Here is a 15,748-nt window from a genome sequence, read left to right as displayed (position 1 = left end):
AGTATACTTAATGGAGAAGGTGCAGACTCAGATGGTCTGGGTTTGCTTAAAAGGGAAGTCCGGTTCAAAATCCGGCGCGGTCCCGCCACTGTAGATGCGGAGCGACTTTTCAAAGGCCACTGTTCCTATAAAGGAGTCGGGAAGGCGGAAAGAAGCGATGAGGCATGAGCCAGGAAACCTGCCTTTTTCAAGGTGTTCCCATGCCTTCGGGGGGTGAGGCCGGGAACCAGTTGCAGATGGATGTGCTCCGGGAAAGAAATTCCCGTACGTCTGCCCTCAAGCCAAGTTTGTTCTGACCGCCCTTTATGTAGGGCGGTTTTTATGTTGTTTGTTTTCCAGCATAAACCAAAATTATAAAGAAAAGAGGTTCATGATGAAAAGAATGTTATCATCCCGGGCGCTTGCGCTTGGACTGGCGTTAGTGCTGGTCATCTCCATTCTTGGCTCTTCGCTGATACCAGCAGGACAAGCCTTCGCCGAAGCACAGCAAAGCCTTACTGATCAAGGAGCTACAGAAACTAGCGTGACAGACGCCACCTACGGCGCAGCGACGTTTACTGCTGCTGCACAAGAACAAGAAACCGTAGATGTTCAACAGGCGATTACAGACGCTATAAAGTATGTTCAGACTAAAGGAGTTACAACGGATTGGATCGCAATTAGCTATGGGCGTCTCGGGTTAAAGATACCGGATAGTTATACTGCGAGTCTTGAGAAGAGCGTGAAGAGTGCTATGACTGCTTCTTCCCCTCCTTATGTAACTACGTATGCCCGGTTGGCTCTTGCTGTTACGGCAATCGGTCGTGATGCAACCAACTTCGGCGGCTATAATCTTATTGAGCCGATTTATAATAGCAAGGACGTAGCGGCTCAAGGTATAAATGGCCCTATATATGCATTGCTAGCTATAACAGCCGGACAATATAATGTGCCTGACGATGCAGTCTGGAGCAAGGAACGGATTGCGAATAATCTCATCTCGAAACAAGATCCGTCGGGTGTATTCTCGGCTTTTGGTTCCAATGCAGATATAACGGGGATGGCGTTACAGTCTCTCTACACTTACAATGGCTTTCCTGAAGTAGAGACCGCAGGCCAGCGTGCCGTAGATTGGCTGTCCAAGAATCAGAACAAGGACGGCGGCTATGACAGCCGTTGGGGTGTGAGCAGTGAGGCTAACTCACAGGCTATTCTTGGCTTGACTACTGCTGGTATTGACCCGACAGGGCCGGAGTTCACTAAGGGACAAAATAACCTTATCACCAACCTGTTAGCTTACCAAATGCCTGATGGCGGTTTCCGTCATGCTATGTCTGGAAAATCTGATAACCTTGCTACTGAACAGGCACTGCAAGCACTTATCTCGTATCAGTTATTCCTTAAAGGGGAGAAGTTCTATAGCTTAAAGCAACCGGCTTCTCAGAAACCAGCCGTTCAGGCTTCAATTAGAATTGAAGGCCCTGAAGGAACGATTGCGCAGGGGAATGTAGAAGCGCCGACGGCCCTAAAGGCTCTGGAGGAAATTTCTAAAAAAAATAATATCCCGCTAAATATAGAGGATACTGCTTACGGTAAGTATGTTGCTGGTATAAATGGTATTGAACAAGGCTTGTACGGCAAGTCGGATGGCTGGATGTTTGCTGTCCAAAAAGATGGCTATTGGGAAATGCCAGATGTAGGTGCGGGGGATTATGTTCTTGACCCGGGACAACAAGTTGTATTTTATTATGGCGACTTCTCTAACACTAGCCTTATTAATCACGTAAATGTCTTGCCAGATTTACCGGCTCCGGGAGAAGCTTTTACGATTCAAGTCTACAAAGATGTTACGAATTGGGTTGACAATCAGCCTCAGACTAGTAACGTACCTGCCCAAGGGGTAAAGGTAGTCATTGGAGCGAACTCAGTAACTACGGACAGTGACGGTAAGGCCGTTTTTGCTGGTCTGCCCGCAGGCACTTACAACATTGAGGTTACGGGTTATAGTCAAGATTCGGCACCAACTGTGTTACGTACACTTTCAACGTTCAGCGTAACGGCAGAATCTCATTCTGCTATAACTATTGAAGGTCCGGAAGGTTCTGTAGCATCTGGAACTGTAGATGCAACAAGTCCACTTCAGGCCCTAAGAAAACTGTCTCAATCTAACAATATTCCTCTAGAAGTGACGGGGAGCGCTTGGGGCGAATATGTCTCTGCCATTAACAAAATAGAAGCAGGGAAGTATCACGGCTACGATGGCTGGATGTATGCTGTGAAAAAAGATGGACACTGGACCAGCCCGAATACCGGTGCGGGAGCATACTTGCTGCAGAGCGGAGAAGAGATCGTATTCTACTATGGGGATTACGGTATTACTTCCCTGATAGATTCCATTCAGGTAGAACCAGCACAGCCTGTAGCTGGACAGCCGTTCAAAATTCTAGTTAGAAAGAACGTTAATGACGGGAACACGGGTCAGGCGGAGTACCTGCCCATTAAGGGTGTTCAAGTTACAATAAATGGAGAAACGGCTACTACGCAGGATGACGGCAGAGCAACTTTTGCTTCTGGTAAGGCTGTTGGTGATTATGCAATAGAAGTTACGGGTTACCGCAAAGATGCGGTCCCAACAGTGGTTAGAACGGTAAGCCCAATATCCGTTGCTAAGGATAACGGCACTTCAACACCAACGCCTACACCTGCAAAATCGCAGGTCACCTTCTTGGTGGAAGGCGATGCCATTCGCGGTACGATTGTTCCGAGTACAACAGTCAATTTGAACCCGGGTGATACGCCTTATACCTTACTGGTTCGTCAGTTGGGCGGTAAAGTGGTTGCTACCGGTTCGGGCACGAGTTTATATGTTAGATCAATTGATGGCTTGGCAGAGTTCGACCGTGGTGAGAGAAGCGGTTGGATGTACTCGGTCAATGGAGTATTCCCGAACTACAGTGCAGGTGCCTATACTACGCTTGCAGATGGGGATACGGTTGCCTGGCGCTATACAACAAATCTTGGAGTCGATCTGGGTGAGCCATCCTTTGAAACCGATCCGAAGGGACCAACCACCGGTACTCCAGGAACGGGCACTGCGGTTGTCATCAGCCCGGATAATGCTCTGCCGCTCAACAAGGTGGGACAGACTACAACAGTAAGCAATGCCAATGAAAAAATGACATCTGCACAGGCAGCGGAACTGAAGCAGACTTTGGCAGCTAATACAGTATCCTTGTCGCAGGCGATTCCAGTCGGAGCAGCAGCGACATTGAAAGACACTGCCGGAGAAGTGCAGTTAAGTATTCCGGCTGGCGCAGTGTCCAGTGGTGTTACGATTAATGTAAAAGAGCTCTCCTCCAGCCGTTCCGAACTGGTATCCGGACTGTATGAATTTACTCCGGATGGCACGAAGTTCGCGAAGCCGGTGGATCTGGCCATTAAAGTACCTGTTACTACGGACCATCTGGATAACTTGACTATGGCTTGGCTGAACAAGACTACTAATGAATGGATTCCAGTTCCGACTACGGTAGATGCGAAGACTGGCATTGTTACAGGAAAAGTTAGTCACTTTACCGACTATGCAGTTATTGACCGCAGTCTATGGGAGCCACAGCAAGATCAGATTAAGAAAGATATCGCCGGGGCTGTAAAATACATTACATCCGCAGAAACAATCAGCGATTGGCAGGCCATCGGTTTGGCGCGTTCTGGCAACACTGTACCTGCTTCATACCTGAGCGGCCTGAAAGCTCAGCTGGCTGAGGCTAAAGGCGAGTTCCGCAAAGTGACCGATTATGAACGGATTGCGTTGGCTGCAGCGGCTGTGGGCAGCGATCCGCAAAGCATCAGCGGCTACAATCTTATCGAGAAAATCTACAATAATGCTAATATGATTGCTCAAGGCAGTAACGGTGTGATCTTTGCCTTGACTGCACTGGACAGTGGCGCTTACGCTGTACCTGCAAATGCGCAGTGGACACGTGAACGCCTGGTAGATTGGCTTCTGAAGCAACAAACGAAGGAAGGCGGCTTCCCGTTGTCGGTTGGCGGTGCTGCTGACATTGATATTACTGCTATGGCCGTAACGGCCCTGTCTAATTACAAGGATCAAGCGCTCGTAAAAGCGGCCATTGAGAAAGCGCTCGGCTGGCTATCCTCTCAGCAGTTGGAGAACGGCGGTTACAAGTCGTACGGCGCTGAGAACAGCGAAAGTGTGTCACAGGTGATAATTGCCTTGACAGCAGTGGGTACAGGTCTTAACGATCCGCGTTTTGTGAAAGCTAAAGGTGGTCTGCTAAGCAATCTGGCGTCGTTCAGACAAGGTGATGGTGGTTATGCACATGCTTTGAGTGACAAGACCAGCAATAGCATTGCAACAGAACAGGCGTTACTAGCACTGGCAGCTTACGACCGTTTCTTGAATGATAAGGACAAATTGTATAGCTTCTCCGCTGCACCGGTGGTTACGACTCCGGTTCCAGGCGTGACCTTTGCCGATGAAGGACAAATCTCAGCCTGGGCTCTGAAATCGGTGCATACTGCGTATGACAACAAATTGATGCAGGGAGTAAGTGCTGACAGTCTTGTATTTGCGCCAAAAGCTAATATTACACGGGCGCAGTTTGCAGCATTGTTGCTCCGATTGACAGGCAACCAGCCTGCAAATGCTTCCTCAGCTTCGGTATTCAGCGATGTACAACCAGGGGCTTGGTACTACGGGGATGTTATCAAGGCGAAGGAGCTTGGCATCATTGATGGTGTCAGCAAGACAACATTCAATCCGAACGGCACTATAACCCGTCAGGATATGGCTGTGATGATTGCCAGAGCCTTCAAGCTTGAAGCTCCGGTGAATAAGCCAAGCTTCAAAGACGAAGTGAGCATCAGCATGTATGCACTAGGATCTGTGCAGTCTGTGTCTGAATTGGGATACATGACTGGCTTTGGCGGATCGTTTGACCCATCCGCACCAGTAACCAGAGAAATGGCGGCGGTGGTTGCGGTAAGACTGCCTTAGGATCTTTCGGGTAGTGTCTGAAAAAGTATTTTGAATCATATAGTGAAAAGGATGGAACGGGGGAGAAGTTAGTGCCCTCGTTCTTTTCCCTTTTCTAATCCAATTTTGTACATCACTTGCAAGTAGCAGGTGCCGCTCTGATAGAGCGGCGAAACTGCGTTATTCTATGGAGGTGCTCAGGTTCATGTCCAACCATTCCAAGCGTTGGCTTGCTTTTGTAGCTGCGCTGCTGACCGCAGTGCTGCTGGTCGCTGGATGCTCATCCGGGGACCAGCAAGTCTCGGGGTCCAATCAAGCCTCACATGTAAATGACAAAGATAGCAAGAATAGTGAAGCTGCTAAGAGCGGCAACACCAGTGACAGTGCTAATGATAGTGACGCTGGAAGCAGTAATGCTGGCGGCGACGCGGCAAATACTGACGGCAGCAGTGCGGGTAACGCTGCGAATACTGGCCGCGCTGACGGCACCGGTGTGGGTAACGCCGCGAATACTAGCGGCGCTCCAAGCAGCGCTGCCGCAGGGGAGGCCGCCGGCTCCGCAGTCGCCGGCGAAGACAACGCTGCTGCGGCTGGTGGCCCGCAGCAGACCCCGCCGCCGGCAGCCGATGCTGCGCCGGCTGGCGGCAAAGCGTCGCCGGCCCCTTCGGCGGCGACGTCAGAGCAAGGCGCTGCGCTTGCAGCAGCAGCGCCCGTAACCTCGCCGCCGGCTAAGGCCACGGCGGCTCCAACCAAACCCGCTGCAAGCGTAGCGCCAGCAGCGGGGTCCATAGCTTCGCCGAAGCCATCGGCGAAGCCTGCAGCGACCGCCGTAGCGACCGCGCCGGCGGCAACAGCCAAGCCGACGAGCAAGCCGTCGGCTACGGCCAAACCGGCTACTGTAGCGCCGGTGGAGAAGCCGGATGCAGCAGCTACGGCCACGATTTCCATTGTGGGCGATAAGGAGCTGGGGACGATTTTATCCCCGGTAGCTATGGAAGTAGAGGAGGGCGATACCGTGCTGGACCTGTTGAAGCGGATTACGCGGAAGAACAAGGTGCAGATGGAATACCGCGGAACGAAAGCTTTTGCCTATGTGGAAGGTATCGACAACCTGTATGAATTTGATCGAGGCTCAGAAAGTGGCTGGATGTACCGGGTGAACGGAGTGTTCCCGGATAAAAGCGCGGGAATCTATGATGTGAAGCCTGGCGATGTGATCGATTGGCTGTACACACTTAATCTGGGTAAGGACTTGGGAGCCCAGTTTCCATGAGTAGCGGCTTCCGCTCCATGCACCCTACTGTAGCGATTGTGTATTATGCCGGGTTAGTGCTGTTCGCAGCGCTGTTGTTTCATCCTGTATATTTGATGACAGAACTGATTGGTGTGCTAGGTTTATTGCTGCTGCAAGGGCAGGGAAAGACCCTGCTGCGCGGATTGCCTTTTTACCTGCTGATGGCCGGGTCGGTGGCCGTACTTAATCCTTTTTTCTCACATCGAGGTTCCAATATTCTGTTCTACTTCATGGACCAGCCAGTTACGCTGGAAGCGATTCTGTACGGACTGATGATGATGCTGGTGCTCCTGACGATCCTTATTGTGTTTGTGTCTTACAACTATACAGTAACGACGGACAAATTCATGTATCTATTCTCTTCCGTGGCTCCAAAAAGCGCCCTGCTGACCCTGATGTCGATCCGTTTTGTGCCTTTGTTTCAACGGCGGCTCCGCCAGATTACTGAGATTCAGCGAACAAGAGGGATTGACACTGGAAAAGGCAGTGTGCGCAAAAGAATGAAGGACGGGATGACGCTGCTGAAGGTGCTTCTAACCTGGTCGCTGGAGGAAGCTCTGCAAACGGCTGATTCCATGAAAGCTCGCGGCTATGGGGTAAGCAAACGCAGCAGTTACGCTAATTATAAGATGGACCGGCAGGATATTTTCGTCCTGGTAATGCTAGTAGTTAGTGGCCTGATTCCACTGCTAGGCTGGCTGCAAGGTTATGGCACGATGCAGATTTATCCGCGGCTGAAGCCGCTGGAATACACCTGGCAGGAAGCGGTTGTATACGCAAGCTTTTGCCTGTTTGTACTGATCCCGTTAGGGCTGGAAGGAAAGGAGAAATGGATATGGAGATCATCACAGCGGACCGGCTATCCTTCCGCTATCCCGATGAAGCCCGGGACTCGCTTCATGAGCTCTCGTTCACGGTAAGGGAGGGCGAGTTCGTGGTGCTATGCGGTCCCTCAGGTTGTGGAAAGACCACGCTGCTGCGCCACCTGAAGCGTGAATTGACTCCGGTGGGGACCGGCAGCGGTACCGTGTGCTATCGGGGGCTACCGCTGGGGGAATGGTCACCAGAGATAGCTGCTGCCGAGATCGGGATGGTATTTCAGAACCCGGAGGCTCAGATCGTGATGGATACGGTCTGGCATGAGCTGGCCTTCTCTATGGAGAATCTGGGTTATCCACTTCCGGTAATGCGCAGCAGACTGGCGGAAATCGCCGGGCTGTTCGGATTGGAGCCGCTGCTGTACAAGCCGGTGCATGAGCTTTCCGGTGGGCAAAAGCAGCTGCTGAATCTGGCCTCTGTTCTGGTTCTCCAGCCGAAGGTGCTGCTACTGGACGAGCCGACCTCACAGCTAGATCCGATTGCCGCCCGTGAGTTCATCCAAATGCTGCGTCGCCTGAACGAGGAGATGTCTGTGACAGTGATTATTAGCGAGCATCGTCTGGAGGAGGTTCTTCCACTGGCGGATCGTGTACTGATGCTGGAGGATGGCAAGCTGAAAGCCGAAGGTACAGCGCGTGAAATTGCTGTAAAGCTTGGCGGAGGAACTGCTTCCCCGTCTGATCTAGCGTATCTTCCTGCTGCGACAAGGGTATATCTCGGTTTGACTGCTGAAACGGCCTTAGAAGGCGCTAATTCCATCCCTCTGACCGTTCGTGAGGGCAAACAATGGCTGCAAAGAGAATGGCGTACTGATCGTGAAGGAGAAGGTGCCCGTCCGTCTGCAGAACATGATTCAGCGGCCATAGAGGCTGGTGGTAGCCAGCGTTCATCCATCCCATCAGGTAGACCTTCAGGGGAATCCGCCTTAGCGGAAGAGATATTGAAGGCCAGGGAGATCACCTTCCGCTATGAGAAGGAAGGACCGGAGGTGCTGAAGAAGCTGTCTTTGAGTCTTTTCCGGGGTGAGCTTCTGGCTATATTGGGCGGTAACGGTGCGGGTAAGTCTACACTGCTTCATCTCCTGAATGGGCTGGCGAAACCGCAACGGGGACGTATAGATCTGGCCAAAGGCAGTTCTACGGGATATCTCGCCCAGAACCCGCTGCTATACTTTAGCCAGGATACGGCGCGGGAGGAACTGCGGCAGATGGCTGAGTACGGCGGCCTAAGCGCTACGGAGGCCCAGGAGGAAATCGATGGGCTACTGGACATCTTTGAGCTTGGAGAGCTGCTGGAACGTCATCCCCATGATCTCAGCGGAGGTCAGCAGCAGAAGCTGGCTCTGGCGATGGTGCTGCTCTTGAGACCGGATATCCTGTTGCTGGATGAGCCGACCAAGGGACTGGATCCCGCGGCTAAAGAGAAGCTGGCGAGTCTGCTGCTTCACCTGCGGGAACTGGGTAAGAGCATCATCGTCGTTACCCATGATGTGGAGTTTGCGGCTAGCTATGCGACCCGCTGTGCGCTGCTGTTTGATGGCGGGATTACGGCAGAAGGCCCTCCGGAGCGCTTTTTCAGCGCTAATTATTTCTATACGACGGCAGTGAATCGCATGGTGCGGGACTGGCTGCCGCAAGCCTTAACGGTAGAGGAGGTGACCCGGCAATGGCCCGCTTTCGTTTCCCGGTCCTGATCGCCCTGGCCGTATTTATCGTTGCCTTGGCCCTGACAGCAGCACTCAAGGACAGTCATTATATTCTGCTAAGTCTGGTTTTGCTGGGGGCCGCGCTGTTCCCGCTTTTTGCAGGGTTGGAGCGCCGGCCGATTGAATCACGGGAGCTGGTGCTGCTCGCTGTACTGTCAGCGGTAGCAGCGGTCAGCCGCATTCCCTTTGCCGCGTTGCCCAGTGTTAAGCCGGTATCGGCCATCGTAATACTTTCTGCCTATGTCTTCGGTGCAGAAGCGGGGTTTATCATCGGTGCTGTAGCAGCGCTGGTCTCCAATATCTACTTTGGCCAGGGTCCTTGGACACCTTGGCAGATGTTCTGTTGGGGGATGATCGGCCTGACGGCAGGCTGGCTGCGGGGAACCTGGTGGATGCGCAAAAGGACAGGAATGCTTATCTTCGGCTTTGTCTGGGGCTTCCTGTTTGGCTGGATTATGAACATTTGGTATTTGATCAGTCTGCCGGATGCGTTTAGCTGGAAGCTGGTCGTGTCGGCATATATCGCGAGCTTTTACTTTGACCTCGCCCATGCGGTGTCTAATGTAGTTTTTCTGTCGCTGCTCGCCGGGGGCTGGATCAAAGTGCTGGAGCGTTTTCGTAAAAAATATGGATTATTGCAAAAGGAGTGAACTACTATTAGTTCCTCCTTTTTTGCTTTATATATTGAACTGAAAATTTAGCATAAGGGGGACGGAATGGAGGGGAGGTTTGGAACTGAAGGAGCGAAAGCGACCGCCTGATAGTTTTCCGTAGGAAAGCTCGCCTCGAAAGCATAAACTCTCCGGATTTTACCTGCGAATAGCGGTACAATCTAAAGAAATCTGGAGACAACAGCGGCCGAAAGTCCAAACGTTTTCCGCAATGCAGACCTAACCCCATGAAAATCCCTAAGTTCAATTTTATATAGACACCAACCGACAACTAATATTTAAATTCGACAAATTATTCAAATATAACATCAAGAATTTGACGGTTTTCGCCGATAATTAGGATAGTTAGTCACCAAGAAGGCGGGATGGGATAATGAGAAATTTGAAAGTGAAACAAAAAATGACATTGCTAATGATCCTTGTCATTGGCATGCAGATTGCCGTAGGTATTCTGGGGATCATTACCACGGATCGGATGGCAGAACGCTCCGAAGAAACCTATGATGAGAATTTGATACCGATCTCAATCGTCACCCAACTCCGTGGGAATTCACGGGCGATTGATTCCTTTCTTCTGGAGAATATGCTTACAGAAGTAAACGGAAAGAGTAAGGAACTGTCAGACAGTATCCAAGCTACGATGAAAACGAATAATGAGCTATTTGCTGAACTCAAGACTGTAACTTTTAGCAATGAAGAAATCACAGCTAAAATGAATGAGTATTCTGCTTTGCTTCCAGACTACCGGAGTCAGCGCGAGAACATTCTTCATCTCGGCGACAATAACCTGAATGCCGAAGCCTACCGTTTGTTCAACGGGAAGGAGTTTAGTGAATCCCGGCAGCGAATGATTTCGATACTGAATGATATGGTAGATTTGCTGCTTAAAGAAGCCGAAGCTCACAAAACTTCTACATCAGTAAATGCAAGCAATTTTAAACTGCTGAATGGTATCCTAATTGCGAGTATTATGTTGATCAGCGTTGCGCTTAGTGTAATTATTACTCGCTTGATTACTGTGCCGCTCAAACAGCTTCAAGGGTTAATGAAGCGGGCGGAAGAAGGCGACCTGACAGCGACGGCTGTATATGATTCCAAAGACGAGATCGGTATTATCAGCCGCTCCTTCAACAGTATGGTGGGCAGCCTGAGAAGGATGATGCAATCCGTTTCGGAGAGTGCCGAGATGCTATCTGCTTCTTCCGAAGAGATGAGTGCCAGCGCCGCACAGACGGCTCATGCCTCACAGATGATTGCCGAAACTTCAAGTGAGATTGCCATCGGATTTGATGAGCAGGTTAGCAGTATTACCCGTACCGCGCAATCTGTGCAGTCCATGGCAGAGGATATTTCAGCGGTAGAGCGCAGCAGCTATGAGATGGCATCGCTCATGGATGTCGCTGCCGGCTCGACAGACCGCGGCGCGGAAGCGGTAGCTGAAATTATCGATCAGATGGTTCAGATTGATACCAGTGTGGCGGAGAGCCAGGAGATCGTTACCAATCTTGGACGTCTGTCCGAGGAAATCAGCACCATTATTACAACAATCAACGCTATTTCCAGTCAGACCAACCTGTTGTCACTCAATGCTTCCATCGAGGCAGCCAGAGCCGGCGAGCATGGCCGGGGCTTCGCAGTTGTCGCCGGAGAAATCCGGAAGTTATCGGAAGCAACTGGTAGCAGTTCTCTTAGGATCACGGATATCATTACACACATTCAGCAACAGACCGAGCTGGCAATAAAGTCTATGGCGCAAGGGTCTTTGATTGTATCGCACGGTGTAAGCCAAAGCAAGCTGGTTTCCGGGGCCTTTGACGAGATTCAAAGCTCTATAAAGGATGCTGCTTCGCAGACGCAGGAGATCAGGGAATCGATTGGGCATATCTCTAGGGAGTCCCAAGGCGTTACGGAATCTATGGAGCAGGTGAATACCATCTCGCAAAAAGGGGCTGGGGGCATTCAGGAGACAAGCGCAGCCAGTCAGGAACAGCTGTCAGCGATGGAGGAGATGTCGGCCTCGGCCCAGTACCTGGCGACCTTGGCAGAGGATCTGCAGAAGAGTCTGGCGAGCTTTAAGTTATAAGTCAAAAGCCATAAAGGTTATAGAGTATAAGCTCATATAAGAATAATTGGTGCAAGAGATATTTAAAGCCGTGATTCTCCACAAAGGGGAATCACGGCTTTTTGTTTATCTTTATCCTATACCAAACAAAAGGAGTGCCCCAGAAGCCATTCACGGCCTGTGGGACACTCCTTGTTAACTATCACACTATACCGCAATTCCTTCTGAAGGAATTAAGCGTACCAGCCCCATACGAAGATGAATAAGGTTCCGAAGATCGTTACCAGGCCGACAAACAAGGCATAGGCGATATTGAGATAAAGTTCTTTCTTGGTATCTGCCGACTCCCCAATGTGCATGAACAGGAAGAGCTGCAGGGATGCTTGAATGATCGCCGTAACGGCCAGAATTACCAAGTTTGCTGCTCTGGACAGATCCAGGTAGATCACAGCCAGCGCTGCGGCAGAAAGGACGAGAGAGGCGATATAACCCAGCACATGGCGAATTGGAAACAGTTGCTTCATCATGTCACATCAGTCCTTTCAGGTAGACGTAGCTGAAGATAAAGATCCAGACAACGTCCAGGAAGTGCCAGTACAGGGAGAAGATAAACGACTTGTTCGCTGTAGCTGGGTTGATGCCATGACGCTTTATTTGAATCAGGATGGCTGTTCCCCACAGGAACCCGAAGGTTACGTGAGCACCGTGCGTGCCGAGCAATACGAACAGACTGGACAGGAAGGCACTGGTTTGCAGTGTTGCCCCTTCATGAACATAAGTGAAGAACTCCGTAATCTCAATAGCAAGGAAGCCTAGACCCATAAGCAGGGTAATCCCGAAAAAGAACATCATAGCCTTCTTGTATCCATGCCGCATGGCATGAATGGCAAGACCGATCGTAAATGAGCTTGTCAGGAGCAAGAATGTTTCGAGCAGTACGGGACCAATCTCAAAAAGCTCGCTGCCATTTGGACCGCTGGCAAAGCGATCCACAAGTACAAAGTAAACCGTGAACAATGTAGCGAAGAGGGCGATTTCCGCTCCCAGGAAGACCCAGAAGCCGAAAATCTTGTTACTGTTCTCTTCTGTTGAATATTCAAGCGGCTTGGACGCATCTATTTTCATACAGTCTCACCCCGCAGTTTCTTTTCAGTAGCGATAATTTCCTTCTCCGGAATATAGAATCCGTGGTCTCTGTCGAAGGACATCGCACAAAGCGTGATCAGAATGCCGACTCCGGAAACAATCGCCGGAACCCACATGCTGAATACCATGAAGAATCCGAAGAAGAAGAAGATTACACCAAGGATGAATGGTTTGCCAGTATTGCTAGGCATATGAATCTTCTTGATTTCGTCCTTGAACAAAGGAATGTTCTCCTGCTTGGATACCCAGAATGCATCACGGTCTGTTACCGTAGGTACAACCGCAAAGTTGTAAGCCGGGATCGGGCTGTTAGTCGCCCACTCAAGGGTACGTGCATCCCATGGGTCTCCAGTGGTATCCCGTGGCATGTAGCGAGTACTCCAGTAGATATTGTAGACCAGAATGACAAACCCGATGGCCAGACCAAGTGCTCCTGCAAAGGAGACCATATTAAGCGGACCGAAGCCCGTCTCTGCCGAGTAGGTGTACATCCGCCGGGTCATACCCATGAGTCCAAGAATGAACAGTGGGAAGAACGCGACGTTAAAGGAAATGATAATCCACCAGAAGGCGTGCTTGCCAAGACGTTCGTTGAGGCGGAAGCCGAATACTTTAGGGAACCAGTAATGGAAACCTGCGATAACGGCGAACACGGCACCCGGAATCAGAACGTAGTGGAAATGCGCTACCAGGAACATGGTGTTGTGGTACTGATAGTCGGCGCTGGCCATTGCCAGCATGACGCCTGTAACCCCACCGATTGTAAAGATCGGAATAAACGCTAAGGTGTAGAGCATCGGTGTGGTAAAGGTTATTCGCCCTTTTCGGAGCGTGAATAGCCAGTTGAATATTTTAACCCCTGTCGGTACAGCAATCGCCATCGTAGTGATGGAGAAGAAGCTGTTGACCATTACGCCTTGACCCATGGTATAGAAGTGGTGAGCCCATACCAGGAAGGACAGTAGCGAGATAACGACCATACTTGCAACCATGGATGTATATCCGTACAGGTTCTTTTTGGAGAAGGTAGAGATGATATCACTATAAATACCGAAGGCCGGCAAAATAACGATATATACCTCAGGGTGTCCCCATACCCAGAAGAGGTTGGCCCATAGCATATCCATACCGCCGTTGGCCATCGTAAAGAATTGAGAGCCGAACAAGCGGTCGAACATCATCAGCGCCAGTGCTATCGTAAGCACCGGGAAGGCGAATACGATGATAACGTTGGTGATCAGAACAGACCAGGTGAACATTGGCATGCGCATCAACTTCATGCCTGGTGCACGCATCTTCAGGATGGTTACGATGAAGTTAACCCCTGTTAACATTGTACCGATACCAGAGATCTGCAGCGCTAGAGAGTAGTAGTTGTTACCTACCGTTGGGCTGAATTCAATGCTTGCCAGCGGGAAGTATGCGGACCAGCCGGCATCCGGCGATCCCCCGATAACAAAGGAGATGTTCAGCAGCATCGCTCCGAAGAAGAAGAGCCAGAAGCTGACAGCGTTCAGACGCGGGAATGCCACGTCTCTTGCGCCGATTTGTAACGGCACGATAACGTTCATCAGACCGATGATAAATGGCATGGCCATGAAGAGAATCATGATCAGACCGTGCGTGGTAAAGACCTCGTTATAGTGCTGTGCGTCGAGAAATTTCATTTCTGGTGCTGCGGTCTGCAGACGCATCATAAGCGCGTCGATACCGCCGCGGAACAGCATCAGCAGGGCAGCCAGGATATACATGACCCCGATGCGTTTATGGTCAACTGTAGTCAACCATTCGCGCCAAAGGTAGCCCCACTTCTTGAAAACGGTGAGTCCAATGATAATCGCCAGCGTGGCCAGCGCAATACTGACCATAGCTCCGTAGATTAGGACCCCTCCGTGAACCTTAAACTTTTCCAAATCCATTAGGGATGACTCCTTTCAGGTATTCACACTGGCAATAGAGCCTAGTGGTGTCCTTCGTGTGTACTCTCGTCTACCGGCTGAACCTCTGTATCGGGTTTGCCGTCAAATATGGTCTCACTAGAAGGCGCCGGAGATGGGTGAATTTTCTTGTTCTCCTTATGCTCCATATTGCCGTTATCCATATCCATTTCCATGCCGTCATGGCTCATATGGTCACCATGGTTGCCTGGAGGCGGACTGAAGGTTAAGTGGTTAGAGGAGTAGGTTTTGCGTCCAACAAAATCGGTCTTCAGCAATGTCTTGAATTCATCCTCTGTCAGCGGTTGTGCGGTTTCCTTAACATCCTTTACCCAACCATCATAATCTTTCTGTGGCATGACGAGTGTTTCAAATTCCATGTGGGCGAAGCCCTTACCGCTAAAGTTCGAGTTTCTGCCGAGATAGGAACCCACGGTGTCAGCTGAAAGATGAAGGGTTGTGAGCATGTCATTCATCGCATATTTTTGCCCTGCGAGCTGAGGAACCCAGAAGCTGGTGATACTGCTGAAAGAGTACAGTCTGAACTCTACAGCGCGGTGAACAGGAATGTTCACGTAGTTCACGGTTTCAATGCCTTCCTCCGGATAGCTGAAATGCCATTTCCAGTTCGAGGATGAGGCGTAAATCACAAGCGGTTTCTGGTTTTTATAATCTGCAGCAACGTTCTCTACAGCGCTTGTTGATTTTACAGTTACCACAGAAAGGAAAGATACAATGATGATTGGAATGGCGATCCAAATCGCCTCCAGCCATTTATTGCCCTCTTCATGTGGTGGAATGTACCCCTCGTTGCTCTTTTTCGCTCGGTACTTCACAATAACAAAGATGTATAAAATGTAGACAACAGCCAGAACGCCGAGCATCACCAGTATGGAGAGGATGATCGTGTCTGAGATCGTTCTTGCAGCCGGACCTTTCGGGTTCAATACAGTTATGGAACTGCAACCCGGCAGGAGGAGAATCAGGCTGAGGAACAAAGCGTATAACGGCCCTTTTTTGTTCATGTTGAACTCCTTCCTTCAATAATTCTTCATCTTTAGCCGAAATCATTAACC

The 15,748-nt window shown here is 50.4% G+C and carries 10 protein-coding genes and 1 riboswitch; of the genes, 6 read left to right on the top strand and 4 right to left on the bottom strand.

The features are described from left to right. Positions 1-200, top strand: a riboswitch (cobalamin riboswitch). Between the two features lie 170 nt (positions 201-370). The 6 genes from ACFRAM_RS19795 (at position 371) to ACFRAM_RS19770 (ending at position 11,610) form a co-directional block, all read left to right on the top strand. Continuing rightward, entirely contained in the window at positions 371-4,999 is a 4,629-nt protein-coding gene (locus ACFRAM_RS19795) for a DUF4430 domain-containing protein (RefSeq protein WP_379467317.1), read from the top strand. A 184-nt stretch (positions 5,000-5,183) separates the two neighbouring features. Continuing rightward, positions 5,184-6,251, top strand: coding sequence for a DUF4430 domain-containing protein (locus ACFRAM_RS19790; RefSeq protein ID WP_379467316.1), 1,068 nt, complete (start codon positions 5,184-5,186; stop codon positions 6,249-6,251). Further along, positions 6,248-7,192 (top strand): energy-coupling factor transporter transmembrane component T, encoded by a 945-nt coding sequence (locus ACFRAM_RS19785; RefSeq protein ID WP_379467315.1) that lies wholly within the window; start codon positions 6,248-6,250, stop codon positions 7,190-7,192. The genes ACFRAM_RS19790 and ACFRAM_RS19785 overlap by 4 nt, the downstream gene beginning before the upstream one ends. Continuing rightward, positions 7,108-8,844, top strand: a complete 1,737-nt coding sequence (locus ACFRAM_RS19780; RefSeq protein WP_379467314.1) for an ABC transporter ATP-binding protein — start codon at positions 7,108-7,110, stop codon at positions 8,842-8,844. The genes ACFRAM_RS19785 and ACFRAM_RS19780 overlap by 85 nt, the downstream gene beginning before the upstream one ends. Then, positions 8,817-9,506 carry an ECF transporter S component gene (locus ACFRAM_RS19775; protein ID WP_175373852.1) on the top strand — a complete coding sequence of 230 codons (690 nt, stop codon included), beginning with the start codon at positions 8,817-8,819 and terminating at the stop codon, positions 9,504-9,506. The genes ACFRAM_RS19780 and ACFRAM_RS19775 overlap by 28 nt, the downstream gene beginning before the upstream one ends. 394 nt (positions 9,507-9,900) lie before the next feature. Further along, a complete protein-coding gene (locus ACFRAM_RS19770; RefSeq protein ID WP_379467313.1) occupies positions 9,901-11,610 on the top strand; it encodes a methyl-accepting chemotaxis protein in 1,710 nt (569 codons plus the stop codon). Positions 11,611-11,822: 212 nt separating this feature from the next. Here the strand turns inward: ACFRAM_RS19770 and qoxD are convergent, their stop codons facing one another. The 4 genes from qoxD to qoxA are packed head-to-tail and all read right to left on the bottom strand — an operon-like array spanning position 11,823 to position 15,697. Next, the gene (qoxD, locus tag ACFRAM_RS19765; RefSeq protein WP_175373854.1) at positions 11,823-12,116 is read right to left on the bottom strand and encodes a cytochrome aa3 quinol oxidase subunit IV; all 294 of its coding nucleotides are present in this window, start codon (positions 12,114-12,116) and stop codon (positions 11,823-11,825) included. Position 12,117: 1 nt separating this feature from the next. Next, a complete protein-coding gene (gene qoxC, locus ACFRAM_RS19760; protein WP_175373855.1) occupies positions 12,118-12,714 on the bottom strand; it encodes a cytochrome aa3 quinol oxidase subunit III in 597 nt (198 codons plus the stop codon). Beyond that, on the bottom strand, positions 12,711-14,654 hold the full coding sequence (qoxB, locus tag ACFRAM_RS19755) for a cytochrome aa3 quinol oxidase subunit I (RefSeq protein WP_066377162.1): 1,944 nt from the start codon (positions 14,652-14,654) through the stop codon (positions 12,711-12,713). Before qoxB ends, qoxC begins: the two co-directional genes overlap by 4 nt. Positions 14,655-14,695: 41 nt before the next feature. Next, positions 14,696-15,697 carry a cytochrome aa3 quinol oxidase subunit II gene (qoxA, locus tag ACFRAM_RS19750; protein WP_379467312.1) on the bottom strand — a complete coding sequence of 334 codons (1,002 nt, stop codon included), beginning with the start codon at positions 15,695-15,697 and terminating at the stop codon, positions 14,696-14,698. Positions 15,698-15,748: the final 51 nt, after the last annotated feature.

This window comes from Paenibacillus sp. NPDC056722, assembly GCF_042790635.1.
GTDB classification, from domain to species: Bacteria; Bacillota; Bacilli; order Paenibacillales; family Paenibacillaceae; genus Paenibacillus_AQ; species Paenibacillus_AQ agri.
The sequence above is the reverse complement of the archived record's forward strand: the minus strand, read 5'-3'. Positions and strand labels throughout refer to the sequence as shown.

Excerpts from the sequence above, each read along its gene's own strand:
- ACFRAM_RS19795 (WP_379467317.1), top strand. The coding sequence starts at position 371 with ATGATGAAAAGAATGTTATCATCCCGGGCGCTTGCGCTTGGACTGGCG.
- ACFRAM_RS19790 (WP_379467316.1), top strand. The coding sequence starts at position 5,184 with ATGTCCAACCATTCCAAGCGTTGGCTTGCTTTTGTAGCTGCGCTGCTG.
- ACFRAM_RS19785 (WP_379467315.1), top strand. The coding sequence starts at position 6,248 with ATGAGTAGCGGCTTCCGCTCCATGCACCCTACTGTAGCGATTGTGTAT.
- ACFRAM_RS19780 (WP_379467314.1), top strand. The coding sequence starts at position 7,108 with ATGGAGATCATCACAGCGGACCGGCTATCCTTCCGCTATCCCGATGAA.
- ACFRAM_RS19775 (WP_175373852.1), top strand. The coding sequence starts at position 8,817 with ATGGCCCGCTTTCGTTTCCCGGTCCTGATCGCCCTGGCCGTATTTATC.
- ACFRAM_RS19770 (WP_379467313.1), top strand. The coding sequence starts at position 9,901 with ATGAGAAATTTGAAAGTGAAACAAAAAATGACATTGCTAATGATCCTT.
- qoxD (WP_175373854.1), bottom strand. The coding sequence starts at position 12,116 with ATGATGAAGCAACTGTTTCCAATTCGCCATGTGCTGGGTTATATCGCC.
- qoxC (WP_175373855.1), bottom strand. The coding sequence starts at position 12,714 with ATGAAAATAGATGCGTCCAAGCCGCTTGAATATTCAACAGAAGAGAAC.
- qoxB (WP_066377162.1), bottom strand. The coding sequence starts at position 14,654 with ATGGATTTGGAAAAGTTTAAGGTTCACGGAGGGGTCCTAATCTACGGA.
- qoxA (WP_379467312.1), bottom strand. The coding sequence starts at position 15,697 with ATGAACAAAAAAGGGCCGTTATACGCTTTGTTCCTCAGCCTGATTCTC.